This window comes from Streptomyces sp. NPDC050806, from assembly GCF_055586425.1.
The window spans coordinates 398,968-416,264 of the sequence record NZ_JBVJIF010000004.1; the positions used below are offsets into that span (position 1 = coordinate 398,968).

Sequence of the window (17,297 nt, forward strand, 5' to 3'; positions counted from 1 at the left end):
GAAGTGTCAGATCACGAAGTCCCGCGGCCCGGGGAGCACGAAGTCCTGTGCCTCGGGGAGGCCATGGTCCTGGTGGCACCCCAGCAGGGACAGCGGCTCGCCACGGCCCGCGACGCGACCCTCGGCGTCGCGGGTGCCGAGTCGAACGTGGCACAGTACCTCGCCGATCTGGGCCACTCCGTGGCCTGGGCGAGCCGGGTCGGCAGCGACCCGCTCGGCGACCGGGTGCTTGCCGCGGTCGCTCGGCCCGGCGTGGACGTGCGTCACGTCGAGCGGGACCCGTCGGCCCCCACCGCCGTCTACTTCAAGGACCCCTCCCCCGAGGGCGGCACCCGGGTGCACTACTACCGGACCGGGTCGGCGGCGTCCCGGCTCACCCCGGCGTACCTGGACACGCTCCCCATCGGTTCGACGCGTCTGGTGCACCTGTCGGGAGTCACCGCCGCACTGTCGGCGAGCTGCGCGGCGACCGCTACGGACCTGTTCGACCGGGCGCGCGGAGCGGGGGTGCTCCGCTCGTTCGACGTCAACTACCGCCCGGCGTTGTGGCGTACGGAGGACGCCGCCGCGCCGCTGCTCGCCCTCGCCCGCAATGCCGACGTCGTGTTCGTCGGGCTCGACGAGGCGGCGGAAGTCTGGGGGACCACCACCGCCGAGGACGTACGCGACCTGATCGGGCCGTCGGTGAGCGTGGTGGTGAAGAACGCCGAGGTCGGCGCGGTGCTGTTCGCCTCGGGTTCCGGCGCGGACCCGGGGACGTTCGTCCCGGCCGAGCGGGTCGAGGTCGTGGAGCCGGTCGGCGCGGGTGACGCGTTCGCTGCGGGCTACCTGTCGGCCTGGCTGCGGGGCGCCGCCCGGGCCGAGCGGCTGCGCCTGGGGCACCGGGTCGCCGCCTTCGCCCTCGGCTCGGTCAACGATCACGTCGACGCGTCCTCCCTGCGCGATCTGCCGTCCGCGGCCCGCCCGGAAGGGACGGTGCTGTGAGCCAGGCCGTCGAGCGGGCCATCCAGATCATGGAGATGCTGAGCGAGGGCCCGCAGCACCCGACCGCGATCGCCGAACGGTTCGGCGTGCACCGGACCACCGCGCTGCGCCTGCTCCAGGACCTCTGCCAGGGCGGCCTCGCGCGCAAGCGTGAAGACGGCACCTTCGCCGTGGGGTACCGGCTCGCCGGGCTGGCGCAGGCGGCGCTGGAGCAGTTCGATCTGCGCGCGATCGCGCACCCGTTCCTCGTCGAGCTCGGCCGCAAGCTCAGGGCGACGGTGCACATCGCCACTGTCGAGGACGGGCGCGTCATCTACGTCGACAAGGTCGAGCCGCAGGGCGGCGTACGGCTGTACTCGCAGATCGGAAAGCCGGTCGTGCTGCACAGCTCCGGCGTCGGCAAGGCGATTCTCGCGTTCATGCCGGAGCAGGAGCGCGCCGAGCTGCTGGACGGATATGTGTACGAGCGGTTCACCGACACCACGGTGACCACGGCCGACGCTTTCGCGGCCCGGCTGCGCGACATCAGGGCGCGGGGCTGGGCCGAGGACGACGGGGAGTACGAATCGTTCGTCAACTGCGTGGCGGTCCCCGTCCGGGACGGCACCGGGACCGTGAGTACGGCCGTCTCGGTGACGGCGCTCAAGGCACAGGCCGATCTCACCGCCCTGCAGGGGCACCTGCCGGCCATCCGGCAGACCGCACAGACCATTTCGCGAGCACTCGGGTGGACCCAATGACCGCATCCACGAGCAACACGTCCGGCATGACCTCCTCCGCGGGCAACACGTCCGGCGTGGACATCTCCGGGAAGCTCTTCCAGGAGGCGTTCGAGGCACTGCCCCTCATGGCGATCCTCCGCGGTTTTGACGTCGCACGCACGGTCGCGGTGAGCCGCCGTGCCTGGGACATCGGCATCAGGCTCGTCGAAGTGCCCGTACAGAACGACACGGCGGTGGCCGCGCTCCGCGCCACGGTCGAGGCAGGCCGGGAGCGCGGTGCCGTGGTGGGCGCCGGCACCGTGACCACGGTCGAGCGCGTCGCACAGGCGGCACGGGCGGGGGCGCGTTTCACCGTGGCCCCCGGCTTCTCGCGCGAGGTCGCCGAGGCATCGCTCGCCGCGGGCCTCCCCCATCTGCCGGGCGTCGCGACCGCGTCCGAGATCCAGCAGGCCGAGGCGCTCGGTCTCACCTGGCTGAAGGCGTTCCCGGCCACCGACCTGGGCCCGGCCTGGATCACCTCGATGCGGGGCCCGTTCCCGGAGGCGCGATTCGTCGCGACCGGCGGGATCAACCTGGCGAACGCCGAGGAATTCCTCGGCGCCGGGGCCGCCGCGGTATCGCTCGGATCGGTGCTGGCCGACCCGGAACAGTACGCGCGGCTCCCCGAGCTCGTCGAGACGATCAGGACCACCCGAACCACCGCCGGAAGCGGACTCCGTACCGGAAAGGAAGACCGATGAAGATCGTTGCGCTGGAGACCTTCTCCGTGGCTCCCCGCTGGCTGTTCCTCGCCCTCCGCACCGACGAGGGCATCACCGGCTGGGGTGAGCCCGTCGTCGAAGGCCGTTCGGCCACGGTCGCCGCGGCCGTCGAGGAACTCTCCGACCACCTCGTAGGCCAGGACCCGTTCCGTATCGAGGACCACTGGCAGGTGATGACGAAGGGCGGCTTCTACCGGGGCGGGCCCATCCTCTCCAGCGCGGTGGCCGGCATCGACCAGGCCCTGTGGGACATCAAGGGCAAGGCCCTCGGCGTGCCCGTGTACGAACTGCTCGGCGGCGCGGTACGCGACCGGATGCGCACCTACTCGTGGATCGCCGGTGACGAGCCGGCGGGGGTCTCCGAGCACGCGCTGGAGCGTATGCAACAGGGCTTCGACGCGGTCAAGATGAACGGGACGGGCAAGGCCCGCGCGCTGGAGTCCAAGGCCGAACTGGACGCGCTCGTGGGCCGCGTCGCAGCCGTACGCGAGGCCATCGGTGACGAGGCCGACATCGCCATCGACTTCCACGGGCGCGTCTCGCCCGCGGTGGCCCGCGAGGCCCTGCGCCTGCTGGAGCCGCTGCATCCGCTCTTCGTCGAAGAGCCGATCGTGCCGGAGCTGTCCGCGGACTTCGGGCGGATCTGCTCGTCCACGACCGTACCGATCGCCACCGGTGAGCGGCTCTACTCGCGGTGGGACTTCCGCGATCTGCTCGGCTCGGGGATCGCGGTCGCGCAGCCGGACCTGTCCCACGCGGGCGGCATCTCCGAGGTCCGCAGGATCGCCGCGATGGCGGAGGCGCACGGTGTGGCGCTCGCCCCGCACTGCCCGCTCGGCCCGATCGCCTTCGCCGCCTCGCTGCAGATCGACTTCGCCACCCCCAACGCGCTGATCCAGGAGACCAGCCTGGGCATCCACTACAACACCAAGGGCGGCTCCGATCTCCTGGACTACCTGGTCGACAAGAGCGTCTTCGACTTCGCCGACAGCCACATCGGCCTGCCGACCGCGCCGGGGCTCGGCATCGAGATCGACGAGGCAGCCGTGCGCAGGGCCGCCGAGGTGGGCCAGCGCTGGCGCAACCCGGTGTGGCGGAACGCCGACGGCTCGCTGACGGAGTGGTAGCCCGCACGGAGTGGTAGCCCGCGCGGCAGCAGGGAGCCGAGCCCCGGACACGTCTTCCCTCGACACACCATTGACAATCTTGCGCAAGCTTGCCGACTATGTGGGCCTGGTCGCTGCATGGGATCACCCCCGAGACGGACCGCCTGCGGCCGGTAGACTTGCGCAAGATTGTCGAAGCTGACCGGGGGCTGGGGGCGTACACCGCCCGTGCGGCGGATATCGCCGCCGGCATCCGGCGGCCGGCCGCGGGTGAGGAACTCGCCAACACCGTGGAGCGCCCCTGATGAGCAAGCCCGACAGCATCGCAGCCGTCGACGTCCTGGTCTCCAGCCCGGCCCGCAACTTCGTCACCCTCAAAATCACCACCGCGCAGGGTCTGGTCGGCTGGGGCGACGCCACGCTCAACGGCCGTGAGCTGGCCGTCGCCGCCTACCTCCGCGACCATCTGGCCCCGCTCCTCATCGGCCGCGACCCCGCCCGCATCGAGGACACCTGGCAGTACCTCTACCGCGGTGCCTACTGGCGCCGCGGCCCGGTCACCATGACCTCCATCGGCGCGGTGGACCTCGCCCTGTGGGACATCAAGGGCAAGGCCGCGGGGCTGCCGGTCTACCAGCTGCTCGGCGGTGCCGTACGCGACCGGATCCTGTCCTACACCCACGCCAAGGGCTGGGACATCCCCCAGCTTCTGGACTCCCTCGACGCCCGGCTCGCCCAGGGATTCAAGGCCGTACGGGCCCAGACCGGCGTCCCGGGACTGGACGTCGTCTACGGCGTCACCCGGGAGGAGGCCGCGTACGAACCCGCCGGGCGTGGCATCGCCCCGGTCGAGGAGACCTGGGACACCGACGCGTATCTGCGGCACGCCCCCAGGGCACTTGAGGCGGCCCGCTCCCACATCGGCCCCGAGGTCGGACTCCTGCACGACGCCCACCACCGCCTCACCCCCAACGAGGCGGCACGACTGGGCCGCTCCGTCGAGGATCTCGGCCTGTTCTGGCTGGAGGACGTCACCCCCGCCGAGAACCAGGAGGTGCTGCGCACCATTCGCGGCAGGACCACCGTCCCCCTCGCGATCGGTGAGGTCTTCAACACGATCTGGGAATGCCAGAGCCTGATCACCGAGCAGCTCATCGACTATGTGCGCTGCTGCGTCACGCACGCGGGCGGCATCAGCCACCTGCGCCGCATCGCCGCTCTCGCCGACGTCTGGCAGGTCAAGCTCGGTCCGCACGGCCCCTCGGACGTCTCCCCCGTCGCCCTGGCCGCCTCGCTCCATGTCGGCCTGGCCACCCCCAACTTCGCCATCCAGGAGTACATGGGCTACGACCCGCTGGTGCACGAGGTGTTCCGCCACTCCTGGTCGTACGAGGACGGGCACCTGCACCCGGGAGACGCGCCCGGCCTCGGCGTCGAGGTCGACGAGGAGCTCGCCGCCCGCCACCCCTACGAGCCCGCCTATCTGCCCGTGGCCCGGCGCCGCGACGGCTCGATGACCGACTGGTGACCCTCCCGGAGCAAGGACGTACCCGCACATGAGCACCGCCCCCACCACCACTCCCCGCCTGAGCACCGCCTCGTCACCGGCCGGCGCGCTACTGCACCACCGGACCCTCGGCCCGGCCGACACCGGCATCGTCCACCTCGGCCTGGGCAACTTCCACCGCGCCCACCAGGCCGTCTACACCGCGGCCGCGCTCGCCCGCGAGGACGGCCAGTGGGGAGTGCTCGGCGTGGCGGGACGCTCCGCCGACGTCGCCGACGCGCTGCGCGCCCAGGACCTGCGCTACACCGTCGCAGAGGTGTCCCCGGCCGGACTGCGCTGCGCCATCCCCGCCGTGCACACCGGGGCGCTGGTCGCCGCGCGCGAACCGGAGCCGGTACAGCGCGCCCTGGCCTCCCCCGGCACCCGCGTGATCTCCCTGACCGTCACCGAGCACGGCTACACGTACTCGCCCCGCACCGGCGGCCTCGACCTGGACCACCCCGGTGTCCGGGCGGACCTGCGCGGCAACCGCACCGCGCCCCGCACCACCCTGGGCCGCATCGTGCGCGCCCTCCAGGAGCGGGCCGACGGCCACGGCTCCCCCGTGACCGTCCTCAGCTGCGACAACCTCGTCGGCAACGGCGACCACACCCGCCGCCTCATCGAGGAGTTCGTCGGCCAGCTGCCGGAGAGCGAGGGCGCGCCGCTCGGCGCCTGGATCGCCGCCGGGAACGTCACCTTCCCCAACACCATGGTCGACCGCATCGTGCCGGCGACGACGGACGCGGAACGCACCGCCGTGACCGAGGCGCTCGGCGTGCGCGACGACGTGCCCGTCCCCGCCGAACCGTTCACCATGTGGGTCCTGGAGGACCGCTTCGCCGCGTCGCGCCCCGCCTGGGAGGCGGGCGGAGCGCTGTTCACCGACGATGTGGAGCCGTACGAACTCCTCAAGGTCCGGCTGCTGAACGGCACACACTCGCTCATCGCGTACCTCGGCGCCCTGGCAGGGTGCGACACCATTCCGCAGTCCACGGCGCACCCCTTCGTCACGGAGGCGGCCCGCACCGTCCTGCTCGGCGAGTACCTCCCCAGCCTCACGGTCCCCGACGACGTCGACCTGGACGCGTACGTGGACCAGCTCTTCACCCGCTGGGCGAACTCCGCGCTCGGGCACCGCACCCGCCAGGTCGGCTCGGACGGCTCCGTCAAGCTGCGGCAGCGGGTCCCCGACCCCGCGCTGCTCCAGCTGCGGGCCGGGCGGATGCCGCACCACCTCGCCCTCACCGTCGCCGCCTACCTGTGCTGCCTGGCCCCGCCGGCCGGGTTCGACCCCGGTGAGCACGCGGCCGCCATGGTGGACCCGGCCCGCGAACGCCTCGCGGCCCTGCGCGCCCGCACCGCCGACGGGCCGTCCTTCGCCGCGGCGGTACTGGACGACGGTCTCCTCGGCGACGCACTCCCCGAACACGCCGCCTTCGCCACCCGCACCGGCGAATTCATCGACCTGCTCCGCACCCACGGCCCCCGCGCGGCCGCGTCGGAAGCCGCCCGGACCACCTGACCGGCCTGGCCCCTTCCCCCGGTTCCCCCGGGCACGCGCCTCTCACCGCCCCGAACAGCAGCTGGCCACGGCCCGGTCACTACGGCTGTGCCTCCACGCCCTGGACGGGTGGAGCTGTGCTGTCCCGGACGACGAGCCGCGTGGCGAGTTCGACACGGGGCAGGTCCACGTGTTCGCCGTCGATCAGGCGGAGGAGCGTACGCGCGGCCATGGCAGCCATGTCCTGCAGCGGCTGGTGGACCGTGGTGAGGGTGGGGTCGCTCCAGCGGGCGACGGGAACGTCGTCGAAGCCGACGACGCTCATGTCGTGCGGGACACGCAGCCCCCGTTGGCGCAGCGCGGCATAGGCGCCGAAGGCCTGGAGGTCGCCGGCGGCGAAGACCGCCGTCGGTGGGGCGTGACCGGCGCGTTCGGCCTCGTCGAGGAGGGCGGTCATCTCGGCGTGGCCCGACGGGTCGGTGAACTCACCGTGGCGCACCGCCCATTGCGGTATGTCGAGGCCGGCCTGCTCCATGGCGGCGCGGAACCCGTCGGCGCGTGCCCTGCTGCACAGCAGGTGGCGCGGTCCGGCGAGGTGGGCGATGCGCCGGTGGCCGAGACCGATGAGGTGTTCGGTGGCGGCGATGGCACCTGCCCAGTTCGTCGCGCCGATCGTCGGCACGCCGGTCTCGACGGCGCCGACGAGGTCGACGAGGACGACGAGGACGACGAGGACGAACGGGATGTCCAGGGCCTTCAGTTTGGTGCGCTGGTGCAGGGTGAGGTCGGAGACGACGAGGATCGCGCCGTCGGAGCGGCGGGCGGTGAGCTGTTCCGGTCTTCGACCACTGGCTCGCGCTCTGCAAGAAGTACGGCCTCAAGGTCATGCTCGACGTGCACAGCGCCGAGGCCGACAACGCGGGGCACATCTACCCGGTCCGGTGGAAGGGCACCATCACCAGCGAGGACTTCTACACGGCCTGGGAGTGGGCCGCCGAACGCTACAAGGACGACGACACCGTCCTCGCCATGGACGTGAAGCAGACACTGACCGAGGACGTATGGCGCCCCAACTGGTTCTTCCTCCAGGAATCCGGCACCGCTCCCCTGCTGGTCGGTGAATGGGGTGGCCGGCTGGACGGCGGGGACAACCAGAAATGGATGACGGCACTGCGGGACTTCATCGCCGAGAACCGCATCCACCAGACCTTCTGGTGCCTCAACCCTGACTCCGGTGACACCAGCGGCCTGCTCCTGGACGACTGGAAGACCTGGGACGAGGCGAAGTACGCCCTGCTCGAACCCGCCCTGGGGCAGGAAGACAACAAGTTCGTCGGCCTCGACCATGAGGTACCGCTCGGCGGCCTGACGTCGAAGCGGGGCGTATCGGTATCGGAGGTGGCCGCGACGGATCAGCGGTAGCTCTCCGACCGCGTGGCGGCGAGATCAACACGGCGCACATGGACGTGGTGCATGTGCGCCGACACCCATAGGCTCTCCGGTGAGCACCGCACCACGAGAACGAGGAAAGCATTGACCAGGTGGCCCACCGCGCTCACCGAGGCCGGCATCAACGATCCAGCGCTGCGGCAGGACTACGAAGCCCAGCGTCGGCTGGTCCGCCGTTTCAAGCCCCAGGAGTTCCTGGCCGTTCGGCTGCTCCTGCCGGCGCGTCTCCAACCGTCCGTCATCGCCACCGTGGCGTTCATGCACGAAACCGACAGGCGTATCGACGTAGGTGAAGTGGCCACCCGGCAGGACGCACTCCGCTCCTGGAGCCGCCAGGTCGCGGAGGCAGTGGAGCACGGCACGTCCGATCACCCCACGCTCAGAGCTCTGGCCGACGCAACAGAGCGGCACCCACACCTCTCGGCGTACGTCCGGAAATTCCTGGACGGCGCGCAGGTGGAGGCCGGTTGGACGGGCTTCGGGACCGAGGGCGACTTCCAGGCATACGTGGACGCCTACTCGCATCCAGCACTCATGCTCACCGCGTCGCTGGTGGCGCCGACGGCAGAGACAGAGCAAGCCGATGCATTCGAACGCGGCTGCCGCACCCTGATCGAGGCCATGCAGCGCGCCGACTTCCTCGCGGACCTCTCCGAGGACACCTCGCAGGGCCGAATCGGCATCTCCCGCGAAGAGTTGGCGCACTTCGGGCTCGAAGTCGATGACCTCCTGACCCCCTCCCCGGCATCCACACCCGCACTGGAGCAGCTCGTCCAGGACCGGGCTCGCACCATCAGCGCCGGCCTGGCCTCCTGCCGGGACCTCCCCGACCTGGTGGCACCGGAAAACCAACCCTTCCTGCGCGCCTTCATCCGCGTACAGGAACTGCAACTGGAGGACGTGCGGAGCAGGGGCGCCAAGCTGTTGCACGAGGAAGCAGGTGCGTCAAAGCCGGCCGCTCTGGGGGTACTTCTGCGGCACTGCCTCGCCGCCAGGAAGCAGCGAGGTCGACGTCCGTAGGCTCACGGGCGGGTGTCGCGGTCCGTACTGGTCCACTGGGCACCCGTGCGGGCGCGGAAGGCGGCGACGGCGGCTTCGACGGTGGGGAACATATGGCCCGGATCGATGGTGCGGGTGAGGCCGTAGCGTTCGATCTTGCGCCGCACCGGGTCCTTGAGTTCGGCGAACACAAGGCTTGTGCCGCCGGCGTTCAGCGCCTCGTCGAGTTCTTCCAGGATGTCGGAGGCGGTGGTGTCCACGTCGGTCACCGGCTCGGCCGCGATCACGATCCAGGCGGGCGGGGGGTCGCTCCGGGCGAGCTTCAGCACCGCGTCGCGGAACGTCCTGGCGTTGGCGAAGAACAGGGGCGCGTCGAACCGGTAGAGAACCAGGCCGGGCAGGTGATCGGCGCCGGGGTGGGAATGGATGTCGTGGAAGCCCTCCAGGCCCGCCACCCTGCCGAGCACGGTTTCGTACGGCCACCATGCCCGCCGGAACACGTTGAGGATGGACAGTCCGACGGCGATGGCGATGCCGGGCAGTACGCCGAGCAGTGCCACGCCGAGGAAGGCCGCGACCGACAGCAGGCATTCCATTCTGCGTTGCCGCCACAGCCGCGCCGCCCCCGGGACATCGATCAGCGAGAGGGACGCGGTGATGACGACGGCGGCCAGTACGGGTTGCGGGAGGTCGCGGAAGAGGCCGGGGAGCATAACGATCATGAGGGTGATCAGGGCGGCTCCGACGAGACCCGTGAGCTGGGTCTTGGCCCCGGCGCGCTCGGCCACCGCCGTCCGTGATCCGCTCGTACTGACCGGGAAGCCCTGGAAGAGCCCGGCGGCCAGGTTGGCCGCGCCGATGCCGGCCATCTCCTGATTGCCCTGGACCTCCTGGCCGGTGCGGGCCGCGAAGACCGAGGCGGTGGAGATGGTGTCGGCCAGGGACACCAGCGCGATTCCCAGGGCGCCGGCGAGCAGCAGGCCGAGGTCGCTCAGCCGGATGTGCGGGATCGTGAGCGGCGGGAAGCCCTCGGGAAGTACGCCCACCGTGTCGACGCCGTGCTCGGCCAGGTCGAGGAAGGTCGTCGCTGCGATCGCCAGCACCACCATGACGAGGACGGCCGGCACCTTCGGCATCCTGCGTTGCAGTACCAGGACGAGTGCGACGCCCAGACAGCCGACGGCCGCTGCCGCCGGGACCACCGCCCCGCCGGTCACTCCCCGGACAACGCCGACAGCCTCCTCGACCAGGCCTTCGGCCTCGACACGGAAGCCGAGCAGTTTCGGCAGCTGTCCGATCAGGATGGTCAGTGCCAGGCCGTTCATGTAGCCGATCATCGTCGGCTTGGAGATCAGGTCGGCGACGAAGCCCAGCTTGGCGACGGAGGCCAGGATCATGATGCCGCCGACCATGAGGGCGAGCATGGAGGCGAGTGCGACCGCTCGCCCGGGTTCTCCTCCGGCCGCCACGAGCGGCAGGACGGTGGCGGCGATCATCGGGCCGAGGGAGGAGTCGGGACCCAGCACCAGAATCCGCGACGGGCCGAACGCCGCATAGCCGAGCAGGCAGAGGATGGAGGTGTACAGGCCGGTGATCGGCGGCAGTCCGGCCAGTTCCGCGTACGCCATCCCCTGCGGCACCAGCAAGGTCGTCAGGACGGCACCGGCGATCAGGTCCTTGGCAAGCCACTCGCGTCGGTAGGACGAGAGCGCACGAAGGCCGGGTACGGCACGCCGCACGGCGGCCGCAGCCGTCGGCCGTGGCCGTACACCGTCACGCGACATGTCCTCGCCTGCGAGCGATGAGCTTGCCGAGTTCCCACAACGCCAGCAGCGCTACGGCAGGTACCAGGGCCGAGGCGAACTGCCTCAGGTCGAGCGGGGTGGTGCCCAGCAGGCGCTGGAACACGTCCGTCTGCGTCACCAGCACGGCGAGGACGAACTCCACCAGCATCGCCCCGTTCGTCTGCTTGCTGTCGAAGCCGGCGGTTGTCAGTACGGTGCCGGTCTCGCTGCGGCATTCCAGGGCCGCCGCCGCGATCCGGGCCGCAGCCGGGGCTTGGCGTGGCATGTAGCTGCGGTACTGGGCCAGGTACCGCCGCCGGCCGGGCCCGGGCTTCTCCTCGGGCAACGCATTCGGGCCGTCCCGGCTCAGCGACTCGGCAGCGCGTGCGGCGGAGAGGCCGACAGCCGGGTCCACCGCGAAGGCCGCTGCCACCTCCTCCGGCGAGTTCGCGTACCGGTTTCCGGCTTCCGCTGCCCGGCTGCTCCGGTCACCCGCTTCCACGGTGGGCCTCTTCTTCGAGCTCGTTCCTGGCCTTGGCCAGCTCCCGGCGGGCCGGTGCGCTCATTTTCGGGTACTGCGGATCGAGGCCGATCAGTGTGTGCGCGAGCACGGCGGCCGCACAGAGCCGCGCGCGCCACTTGCGGTCCGCCGGGATGACGTACCAGGGAGCCCACTTGGTACTGGTGGCGGTGAGCATGTGCGAGAAGGCCAGCTGGTATTCGTCCCAGTGTGCCCGTTCGCGTACATCGGCGGCCGAGAACTTCCAGTTGCGCTCCGGCACGTCGATCCGCTTGAGGAACCGCATGCGCTGTTCCTCCTTGGAGAGGTTCAGGAACAGTTTGACAACGGAGAATCCGTTGTCGGTCAGATATCGCTCCCAGGCATTGATCTCCCGATAGCGCCGTTTCCATATGCTGCCGCCCCTGGCCGACGGGCGGAGCCGCTGCCGGTCGAGATTCTCCGGGTGTACCCGTACCACCAGGACTTCCTCGTAGTGGGACCGGTTGAAGATGACGATCTGACCTCGCCGGGGCAGCCGACGCGCATAGCGCCAGAGGTAGTCGTGGTCCAGCTCTTCCACGGACGGCACCTTGAAGTTCGCCACGCGCACTCCCTGCGGGCTCATCCCGCTCATCACGTGCCGGATCGTGCCGTCCTTGCCGCCCGCGTCCAACGCCTGCAAGCAGACCAGCACCCCTCGCGTCTGTTCGGCGGCCAGCCGCCGCTGATACTCGGCGAGCAGCTCGATGCCCACTCGCAGCAGTTCGACACCGTCTGCCTTCTTGGCGACACCCGCTTCGTACTTCGGGTCGAAGTCCGTCGCCAGGTCGACCTTCCTCCCGGGCGCAACTCTCAGCGGTGCGATGAGCGACTCGATGCGTCCTGCTTCCACGTCGGTCATCGTCAGTCAGTCCTTTCAGAGGACTACGGATCGAGATGCCGGCTGCTCGGCGGAGAAGGGTGCTGGAGAACGCCTGTGCCTTCGACGCGACGATGCGAAAGTGCGTGACAGGCATTCCCGAGTGACAGGAGCCGCCGAGGTCCGGGGCGACGACCATGGGACGAACGTACGGCGACGAGTCCGCGTGAGGACACCGTACGGCAGACTCCGGGAGGCCGCGAGGAGCGCGGCGCGGAGCATGGCCGCACCAACGTCACCCGTTGTCCCGACGGGGCCCGCGAGCCACGGCCGTCTCCGTCAGGAGGGCCGTACCCGAATCGAGTTCCTTCCACGTACCGCGCCAGGTCAGCAGGGCGATCGCGGCCGTGGGGAATTTTTCCCGCACCGTTTGGAGCCCGCTGCCGACTCCGTCTCCGGCCGTCGCCAGAATCGTGTCCCGCAGACTCGGGTTGTGCCCGACCAACAACAATGTCGCAATGTGCGAGGGCGCTTCATGCACCACCGTCAGCAGTTCCGGGACGGGCGGGTGGTAGAGGCGGGGCTCGTACCGCACCGAGCACAGGCTCCCCAGGGCCGACGCCGCCAATTCCCAGGTCTCCCTGGTGCGGCGGGACGTGGAGCACAGCACAAGGTCGGGCAGCCAGTCCTCCTCGACCAGCAGCCGGCCCGCGGCCCGCGCGTCCCGCCGGCCACGCGCGGAGAGCGGCCGCTCGTGGTCCGCCGTCCCGGGAGGGCGGTCGGCTTTGGCGTGCCGCAGCAACAGCAGACGCCGTAGGGCCGTTGGCGTCATGTCGGGCTCCATAGTGTCGGAGATTAGCGAGTCGGCCGCTGCCGCGACACATCTGCGCCTCTTCCGGACAGCAAGCGTCCCATGCGCCTTGCCGTCCTCCCTTCACCCGCTTCGGGTGATGCGGCCCGGCGGAATCGGCTGCGGAATGGACTCGGCCCGGCGGAGAGCAGCCCCCACCGGCATGTGCGGGCCTGCGCGCGCCGCACGGCTGTGCCAGGGAGCGTCAAGAGGGGCGCACAGTCTCCCTCCACGGGATCCGAGCCGGTCGCTTTCAGCAGTTCTTCCGAACTCGTATCACCGGGCCTTGCCCGGATCGGAGGTAACCGTGAGCGAGCCGTTGGCCCGGCACACCGGCGTACTCGTATGCGCCGCTCTCGTCGCCGCTCTGGCAGCGGGCTGCGGCGACGACCACGAGCCCGACCCGAAGCGCGGACAGCAGTGGGGACTGGAGGCGCTGAAGCTGCCGGCGGCGTGGTCGGTGGCGCGGGGCGACGACACGGTGATCGCCGTGGTCGACACCGGCGTCGACCTCGACCACCCGGACCTGAGCAGCCGTCTCGTGCCCGGTACCGACATCGTCGACGGCGACAACACTCCGAACGACAACAACGGCCACGGCACCCACGTCGCCGGAATCGCGGCCGCGGCGACGGACAACGGTGTGGGTATCGCAGGCGGAGCGCCCGGTGCCAAGGTCATGCCGGTACGGGTCCTCACAGCCGCCGGTTCCGGTGCCAAGGAGGACATCACCCACGGCATCGTGTGGGCGGCCGAGCACGGTGCCGACGTCATCAACCTCTCGCTCGGTGAGACCGGGCTCATGGCCAAGCTGCTGCGTGGCGGCACCCTCAACAGGGCCATCACCACCGCTCATGACGAGGGCGCGGTCGTGGTGGCCGCGGCGGGCAACGAAGGAGCCGAGACCCAGCCGTACCGGCTGACCACTCCGGTTCTTGTGGTCGGCGCCACCGATCAGGACGGCGAGCCCGCACCCTTCTCCAACTTCGGCGCCCAGGGCGCCGTCAGCGCTCCCGGCGTCGCCATCCTGTCCACCTTGCCCACGTACACCACACCGTTGACCCGCGACGACACGTCCGGATACGGGAAGCTGGACGGCACGTCCATGGCCACCCCCTATGTCTCCGCCGTAGCGGCTCTCCTGCACCAGCAGGGCCGTACCCCCGACCAGATCATGGCCGCCGTCAAGGAGACCGCCCGCAACCCCGAGCAACTGCCCGGGCTGGGTCTCGGGATCGTCGACGCGCAGGCAACCGTGAAGTCCGCGACGTAGTGCCGCCCGTGGGCGACGGCACCGCTACGGCGCACCGCGGCGCGGCCGGACCGGCCGCAGGGCGAGCCGCCAGATTCGCCTCCAGTCCAGGGGTGGCCGGGCCTCTGGGACACCGGGGCGCACCCGGGGCACGAGCACGCGCAGCGCCAGCGGGCGCACCTCGCAGCGGACGGGCACGGGCAGGGTCAGCGCCTCGCCGTCGATGCCGACCGGTATCGACGGCAGGTCGGCATCGACGGTCACTGTTCTCCCTGTCGACCGTGTCAGCCCGGCGGACCGCTGCCCCCGCAGCAGCCCGGCGGCCTGCCCGGCGCTCGACACCTTCACACCGATCACTCCGAGCACTCCGCCATTGAGGTACGGCCGACGGCCCAGCCCTGCGATGTCCCCCATGCCGTAAGGGTTGTTGCTGACCAGCACGGCTTGGGGCCCGTTCATGGTGACAGCACCCACCCGGGCCGTCAGGCGGGCGCCGCGGTGCCCCATGAGGTAGTCCGGCAGCATGTCCGCGATGGTGCGTGTCTTCCCGCCACGGTAGGACGGATTCTGCACCACTTCGGCGTACGCACCGAAGGACACGTTGTTCACGAAGGGACGGCCTCCGGCCCGCCCGAGGTCGACGTGGAGTTCCGCACCGTCCCGCAGTGCTTCCAGGGCCTTCGAGGGATCGTCCCGGTCCAGTCCCAGGTCGAGGGCGAAGTGGTTGCGGGTCCCGGCCGGAATGACCAGCAGCGGTACGCCATGCGCGGCGGCGACATCGGCGACGACGGCCTGCGTGCCGTCCCCACCGGCCACTCCCAGGAGATCAGCGCCCTTGGCCACCGCTTCCCGCGCCAGTCCGGCCACATCGACCGTCCCCGGGCCTTCCAGCAGCGCCACGTCCGCGCCCAGTGCCTCCGCCTTCTCGCGCAGCCCGAACCGCTCCACCTTGCCATCGCCGGAGCGCGGATTCATGATCATGAAGGGCTGCCGGGGCGGAAGGACCGGAGACTCGGGCATCGCCACCGGCCGGTCGGCACGCACCAGGGCGGACCTCCCGGTCACGACGGCCGACAGCCAGAGCACGCCGGACAGCGCAACGATCCAGGTCACGTGGTGTCTTACGTACTGGGTCAGCACCAGGGCCGGAGCGGAGACGGTCAGCACGAGGGCGAGGACCCGCCGAGCGCCGTGGTGCGTGAGCGCCCACCACACGGCAGCCGCCATCACCACCAGACCACCGGCTCCCACCCCGAGCAGCACGACGGTACGCAAGCCCGCGAAGAGGAGCAGCACCACCACCGCTCCAGCGGCCGTCAGCAGCGACACGCGAGCCAGCCATCGCTCCCCCGCCGCCGGAGGGGCCGCGGATCGCACGGGTCACCCGCCCAACGCCGCGACAGGCAGCGGTAATCGCACAGGGCGTCGGCACCAAGCAGTCATCACAGCCTCCAACCTGCTTCGCCCAGCGTGGCACGCCGCCCGCGACACGGCACCCTGCCGCGGCCATTTTGTCGCGCGGGCCATGGCCGGCGCGGCGCGGGCGGTCCGTCACCGGCAAAAGGCGCCGCAACCCGACGAGTTCGGCCGAGCACCGTCCGCGTGCCGCCCCCACAGGCCCCACCAGCCACCTGCACAAGATCTCCACGGAGCGGCGTTCCGTTACCCGACCATGACATAGCGATCTTGACAGTTGCCACCATTACGCAAGTAGGTTCAGCATGAAACGAATTTATTGAGAAAAACCGGCGTCCCTGCGCCGGGAGAAGGGACGTCCATGGGTTCCCACGCCCGCCCCAACCGAATCCACCGGACCGGGGTCAGGATCGCGACGGTGGCACTCTTCGGGGCGGCCCTGCCGCTCACCGCCGGCGGCCTCGCCCAGGCGGCCACTCCGGGCGCCACGCATTCCGCCGACGAGAACGGCGGGCAGAGCGGTGCGGCCACCACCGCCGACCACCAGAACCTGGACGCGAAGGACCAGACAGCGCCCAAGATCAACACCGACCACGCCTTCCTGCTGGACGCCCGCGACGGCAGCCAGGAGCGGGAGCTGTGGGCCGGGGCCAAGGCGGACGAGAGCGTGCCGATGGCCAGCACCACCAAGATCATGACCGCCTTGGTGGTACTGAAGCACCCGGAGTGGCTGAACCGGCAGATCACGGTGAAGCAGGAGTACCGCGACTACGTCCAGGACAACGGCAGCAGCACCGCCGACCTCCAGACCGGCGACAAGCTGACCGTCAAGCAGATGCTGTACGCCATGCTGCTCCCCTCCGGCGGCGACGCCGCGATGGCCCTGGCCGACACCTACGGCTCCGGGGACACCGTGGACGCGCGGATCGCCGACTTCGTGAACCAGATGAACGTCGAGGCGCAGCAACTCGGCCTGGCCGGCACGCACTTCGACACGTTCGACGGCATCTCGCACGGCAACAACCACAGCACCGCCCGCGACCTGGCCAAGCTCGGCCAGCGCGCGATGCTGCAGCCGACGTTCGCCGAGGTCGTGAAGAACACGCAGTTCAAGACCGAGGCCCCGGCGGCCAACGGCCACACCCGGTACTACACCTGGACCAACACCAACGAGCTGCTGACCAGCTACGACGGTGCCCTGGGCATCAAGACCGGCAGTGGCCCGGAGGACGGCTACTGTGTCGTCTTCGCCGCCGAGCGGGACAACCGCACCCTGGTCGGCGCGATCCTCGGCGCCGACACGGACAAGGGCCGCTTCGACGACGCCACCAAGATGCTCGACTGGGGCTTCGCCCACTGAGCAGACAGCGTGCCCGGCGCTGAGCCGGCGCCCGCCTGCGGCACCGCAGACGCCCGCTCGTCCCACCCCCACCGTGGACGAGCGGGCGTCGCCGTCCTGCCCAGCCGCCGCACCGTTCTCGCCTTCAGCGAAACCGCTTCGGCGCCACGGCCTACGCCAAGATGATGGATCCGGCTCGGGGGACGCTACGGAACGGGGGCTCG

The 17,297-nt window shown here is 70.6% G+C and carries 14 protein-coding genes and 2 pseudogenes; 10 read left to right on the forward strand and 6 right to left on the reverse strand.

Going from position 1 to position 17,297, the window contains the following annotated elements; all coding sequences use genetic code 11:
• Nucleotides 1-3 precede the first annotated feature (3 nt).
• From ACZ6WH_RS14610 to ACZ6WH_RS14635, 6 genes are all read left to right on the forward strand, one after another.
• Nucleotides 4-984 (forward strand): sugar kinase, encoded by a 981-nt coding sequence (locus ACZ6WH_RS14610; RefSeq protein WP_469728515.1) that lies wholly within the window; start codon nucleotides 4-6, stop codon nucleotides 982-984.
• Nucleotides 981-1,724: an IclR family transcriptional regulator gene (locus ACZ6WH_RS14615; RefSeq protein WP_469728517.1), complete on the forward strand. Its 744-nt coding sequence runs from the start codon at nucleotides 981-983 to the stop codon at nucleotides 1,722-1,724. Before ACZ6WH_RS14610 ends, ACZ6WH_RS14615 begins: the two co-directional genes overlap by 4 nt.
• Nucleotides 1,721-2,446, forward strand: coding sequence for a bifunctional 4-hydroxy-2-oxoglutarate aldolase/2-dehydro-3-deoxy-phosphogluconate aldolase (locus ACZ6WH_RS14620; protein WP_469728519.1), 726 nt, complete (start codon nucleotides 1,721-1,723; stop codon nucleotides 2,444-2,446). The genes ACZ6WH_RS14615 and ACZ6WH_RS14620 overlap by 4 nt, the downstream gene beginning before the upstream one ends.
• Nucleotides 2,443-3,594: a galactonate dehydratase gene (gene dgoD / locus ACZ6WH_RS14625; RefSeq protein ID WP_469728521.1), complete on the forward strand. Its 1,152-nt coding sequence runs from the start codon at nucleotides 2,443-2,445 to the stop codon at nucleotides 3,592-3,594. The genes ACZ6WH_RS14620 and dgoD overlap by 4 nt, the downstream gene beginning before the upstream one ends.
• Nucleotides 3,595-3,877: 283 nt before the next feature.
• A complete protein-coding gene (gene manD / locus ACZ6WH_RS14630; protein ID WP_469728523.1) occupies nucleotides 3,878-5,101 on the forward strand; it encodes a D-mannonate dehydratase ManD in 1,224 nt (407 codons plus the stop codon).
• Nucleotides 5,102-5,129: 28 nt separating this feature from the next.
• Complete coding sequence (locus ACZ6WH_RS14635) at nucleotides 5,130-6,644, forward strand: mannitol dehydrogenase family protein (RefSeq protein ID WP_469728525.1); 1,515 nt, start codon at nucleotides 5,130-5,132, stop codon at nucleotides 6,642-6,644.
• A 79-nt stretch (nucleotides 6,645-6,723) separates the two neighbouring features.
• Here ACZ6WH_RS14635 and ACZ6WH_RS14640 read toward each other — a convergent pair.
• Nucleotides 6,724-7,458: pseudogene (locus ACZ6WH_RS14640) on the reverse strand (substrate-binding domain-containing protein); the annotation flags it as partial.
• Nucleotides 7,459-7,475: 17 nt separating this feature from the next.
• On the opposite strand from ACZ6WH_RS14640, the pseudogene ACZ6WH_RS14645 reads away from it, so the two are divergent.
• Together ACZ6WH_RS14645 and ACZ6WH_RS14650 are read left to right on the forward strand one after the other, a co-directional pair.
• Nucleotides 7,476-8,045 (forward strand): annotated as a pseudogene (locus ACZ6WH_RS14645) (cellulase family glycosylhydrolase); the annotation flags it as partial.
• A 51-nt stretch (nucleotides 8,046-8,096) separates the two neighbouring features.
• Nucleotides 8,097-9,092, forward strand: a complete 996-nt coding sequence (locus ACZ6WH_RS14650) for a squalene/phytoene synthase family protein (RefSeq protein ID WP_469728527.1) — start codon at nucleotides 8,097-8,099, stop codon at nucleotides 9,090-9,092.
• 2 nt (nucleotides 9,093-9,094) lie between these two features.
• Here the strand turns inward: ACZ6WH_RS14650 and ACZ6WH_RS14655 are convergent, their stop codons facing one another.
• The 4 genes from ACZ6WH_RS14655 to ACZ6WH_RS14670 all read right to left on the reverse strand — a co-directional run bounded on the left by ACZ6WH_RS14655 (nucleotide 9,095) and on the right by ACZ6WH_RS14670 (nucleotide 13,048).
• Nucleotides 9,095-10,855, reverse strand: coding sequence for a SulP family inorganic anion transporter (locus ACZ6WH_RS14655; RefSeq protein WP_469728529.1), 1,761 nt, complete (start codon nucleotides 10,853-10,855; stop codon nucleotides 9,095-9,097).
• A complete protein-coding gene (locus tag ACZ6WH_RS14660) occupies nucleotides 10,845-11,357 on the reverse strand; it encodes a cation transporting ATPase C-terminal domain-containing protein (protein WP_469728531.1) in 513 nt (170 codons plus the stop codon). Before ACZ6WH_RS14660 ends, ACZ6WH_RS14655 begins: the two co-directional genes overlap by 11 nt.
• Nucleotides 11,344-12,258: a polyphosphate kinase 2 family protein gene (locus ACZ6WH_RS14665; protein WP_469728533.1), complete on the reverse strand. Its 915-nt coding sequence runs from the start codon at nucleotides 12,256-12,258 to the stop codon at nucleotides 11,344-11,346. Before ACZ6WH_RS14665 ends, ACZ6WH_RS14660 begins: the two co-directional genes overlap by 14 nt.
• A 253-nt stretch (nucleotides 12,259-12,511) precedes the next feature.
• Nucleotides 12,512-13,048 carry a SixA phosphatase family protein gene (locus tag ACZ6WH_RS14670; RefSeq protein WP_432861314.1) on the reverse strand — a complete coding sequence of 179 codons (537 nt, stop codon included), beginning with the start codon at nucleotides 13,046-13,048 and terminating at the stop codon, nucleotides 12,512-12,514.
• Nucleotides 13,049-13,373: 325 nt separating this feature from the next.
• Between ACZ6WH_RS14670 and ACZ6WH_RS14675 the strand changes: the two genes are divergently transcribed.
• Nucleotides 13,374-14,339 (forward strand): S8 family serine peptidase, encoded by a 966-nt coding sequence (locus tag ACZ6WH_RS14675; protein WP_469728535.1) that lies wholly within the window; start codon nucleotides 13,374-13,376, stop codon nucleotides 14,337-14,339.
• Between the two features lie 24 nt (nucleotides 14,340-14,363).
• On the opposite strand, the gene ACZ6WH_RS14680 is transcribed toward ACZ6WH_RS14675, so the two are convergent.
• Entirely contained in the window at nucleotides 14,364-15,647 is a 1,284-nt protein-coding gene (locus tag ACZ6WH_RS14680; protein WP_469728537.1) for a diacylglycerol/lipid kinase family protein, read from the reverse strand.
• Between the two features lie 448 nt (nucleotides 15,648-16,095).
• Here ACZ6WH_RS14680 and ACZ6WH_RS14685 point away from each other — a divergent pair, with 448 nt between their 5' ends.
• Entirely contained in the window at nucleotides 16,096-17,094 is a 999-nt protein-coding gene (locus ACZ6WH_RS14685) for a D-alanyl-D-alanine carboxypeptidase family protein (protein ID WP_432861308.1), read from the forward strand.
• Nucleotides 17,095-17,297: the final 203 nt, after the last annotated feature.

Excerpts from the sequence above, each read along its gene's own strand:
- ACZ6WH_RS14670 (WP_432861314.1), bottom strand. The coding sequence starts at position 13,048 with ATGACGCCAACGGCCCTACGGCGTCTGCTGTTGCTGCGGCACGCCAAA.
- ACZ6WH_RS14665 (WP_469728533.1), bottom strand. The coding sequence starts at position 12,258 with ATGACCGACGTGGAAGCAGGACGCATCGAGTCGCTCATCGCACCGCTG.
- dgoD (WP_469728521.1), top strand. The coding sequence starts at position 2,443 with ATGAAGATCGTTGCGCTGGAGACCTTCTCCGTGGCTCCCCGCTGGCTG.
- ACZ6WH_RS14650 (WP_469728527.1), top strand. The coding sequence starts at position 8,097 with ATGTGCGCCGACACCCATAGGCTCTCCGGTGAGCACCGCACCACGAGA.
- ACZ6WH_RS14635 (WP_469728525.1), top strand. The coding sequence starts at position 5,130 with ATGAGCACCGCCCCCACCACCACTCCCCGCCTGAGCACCGCCTCGTCA.
- manD (WP_469728523.1), top strand. The coding sequence starts at position 3,878 with ATGAGCAAGCCCGACAGCATCGCAGCCGTCGACGTCCTGGTCTCCAGC.
- ACZ6WH_RS14620 (WP_469728519.1), top strand. The coding sequence starts at position 1,721 with ATGACCGCATCCACGAGCAACACGTCCGGCATGACCTCCTCCGCGGGC.
- ACZ6WH_RS14655 (WP_469728529.1), bottom strand. The coding sequence starts at position 10,855 with ATGTCGCGTGACGGTGTACGGCCACGGCCGACGGCTGCGGCCGCCGTG.
- ACZ6WH_RS14685 (WP_432861308.1), top strand. The coding sequence starts at position 16,096 with ATGGGTTCCCACGCCCGCCCCAACCGAATCCACCGGACCGGGGTCAGG.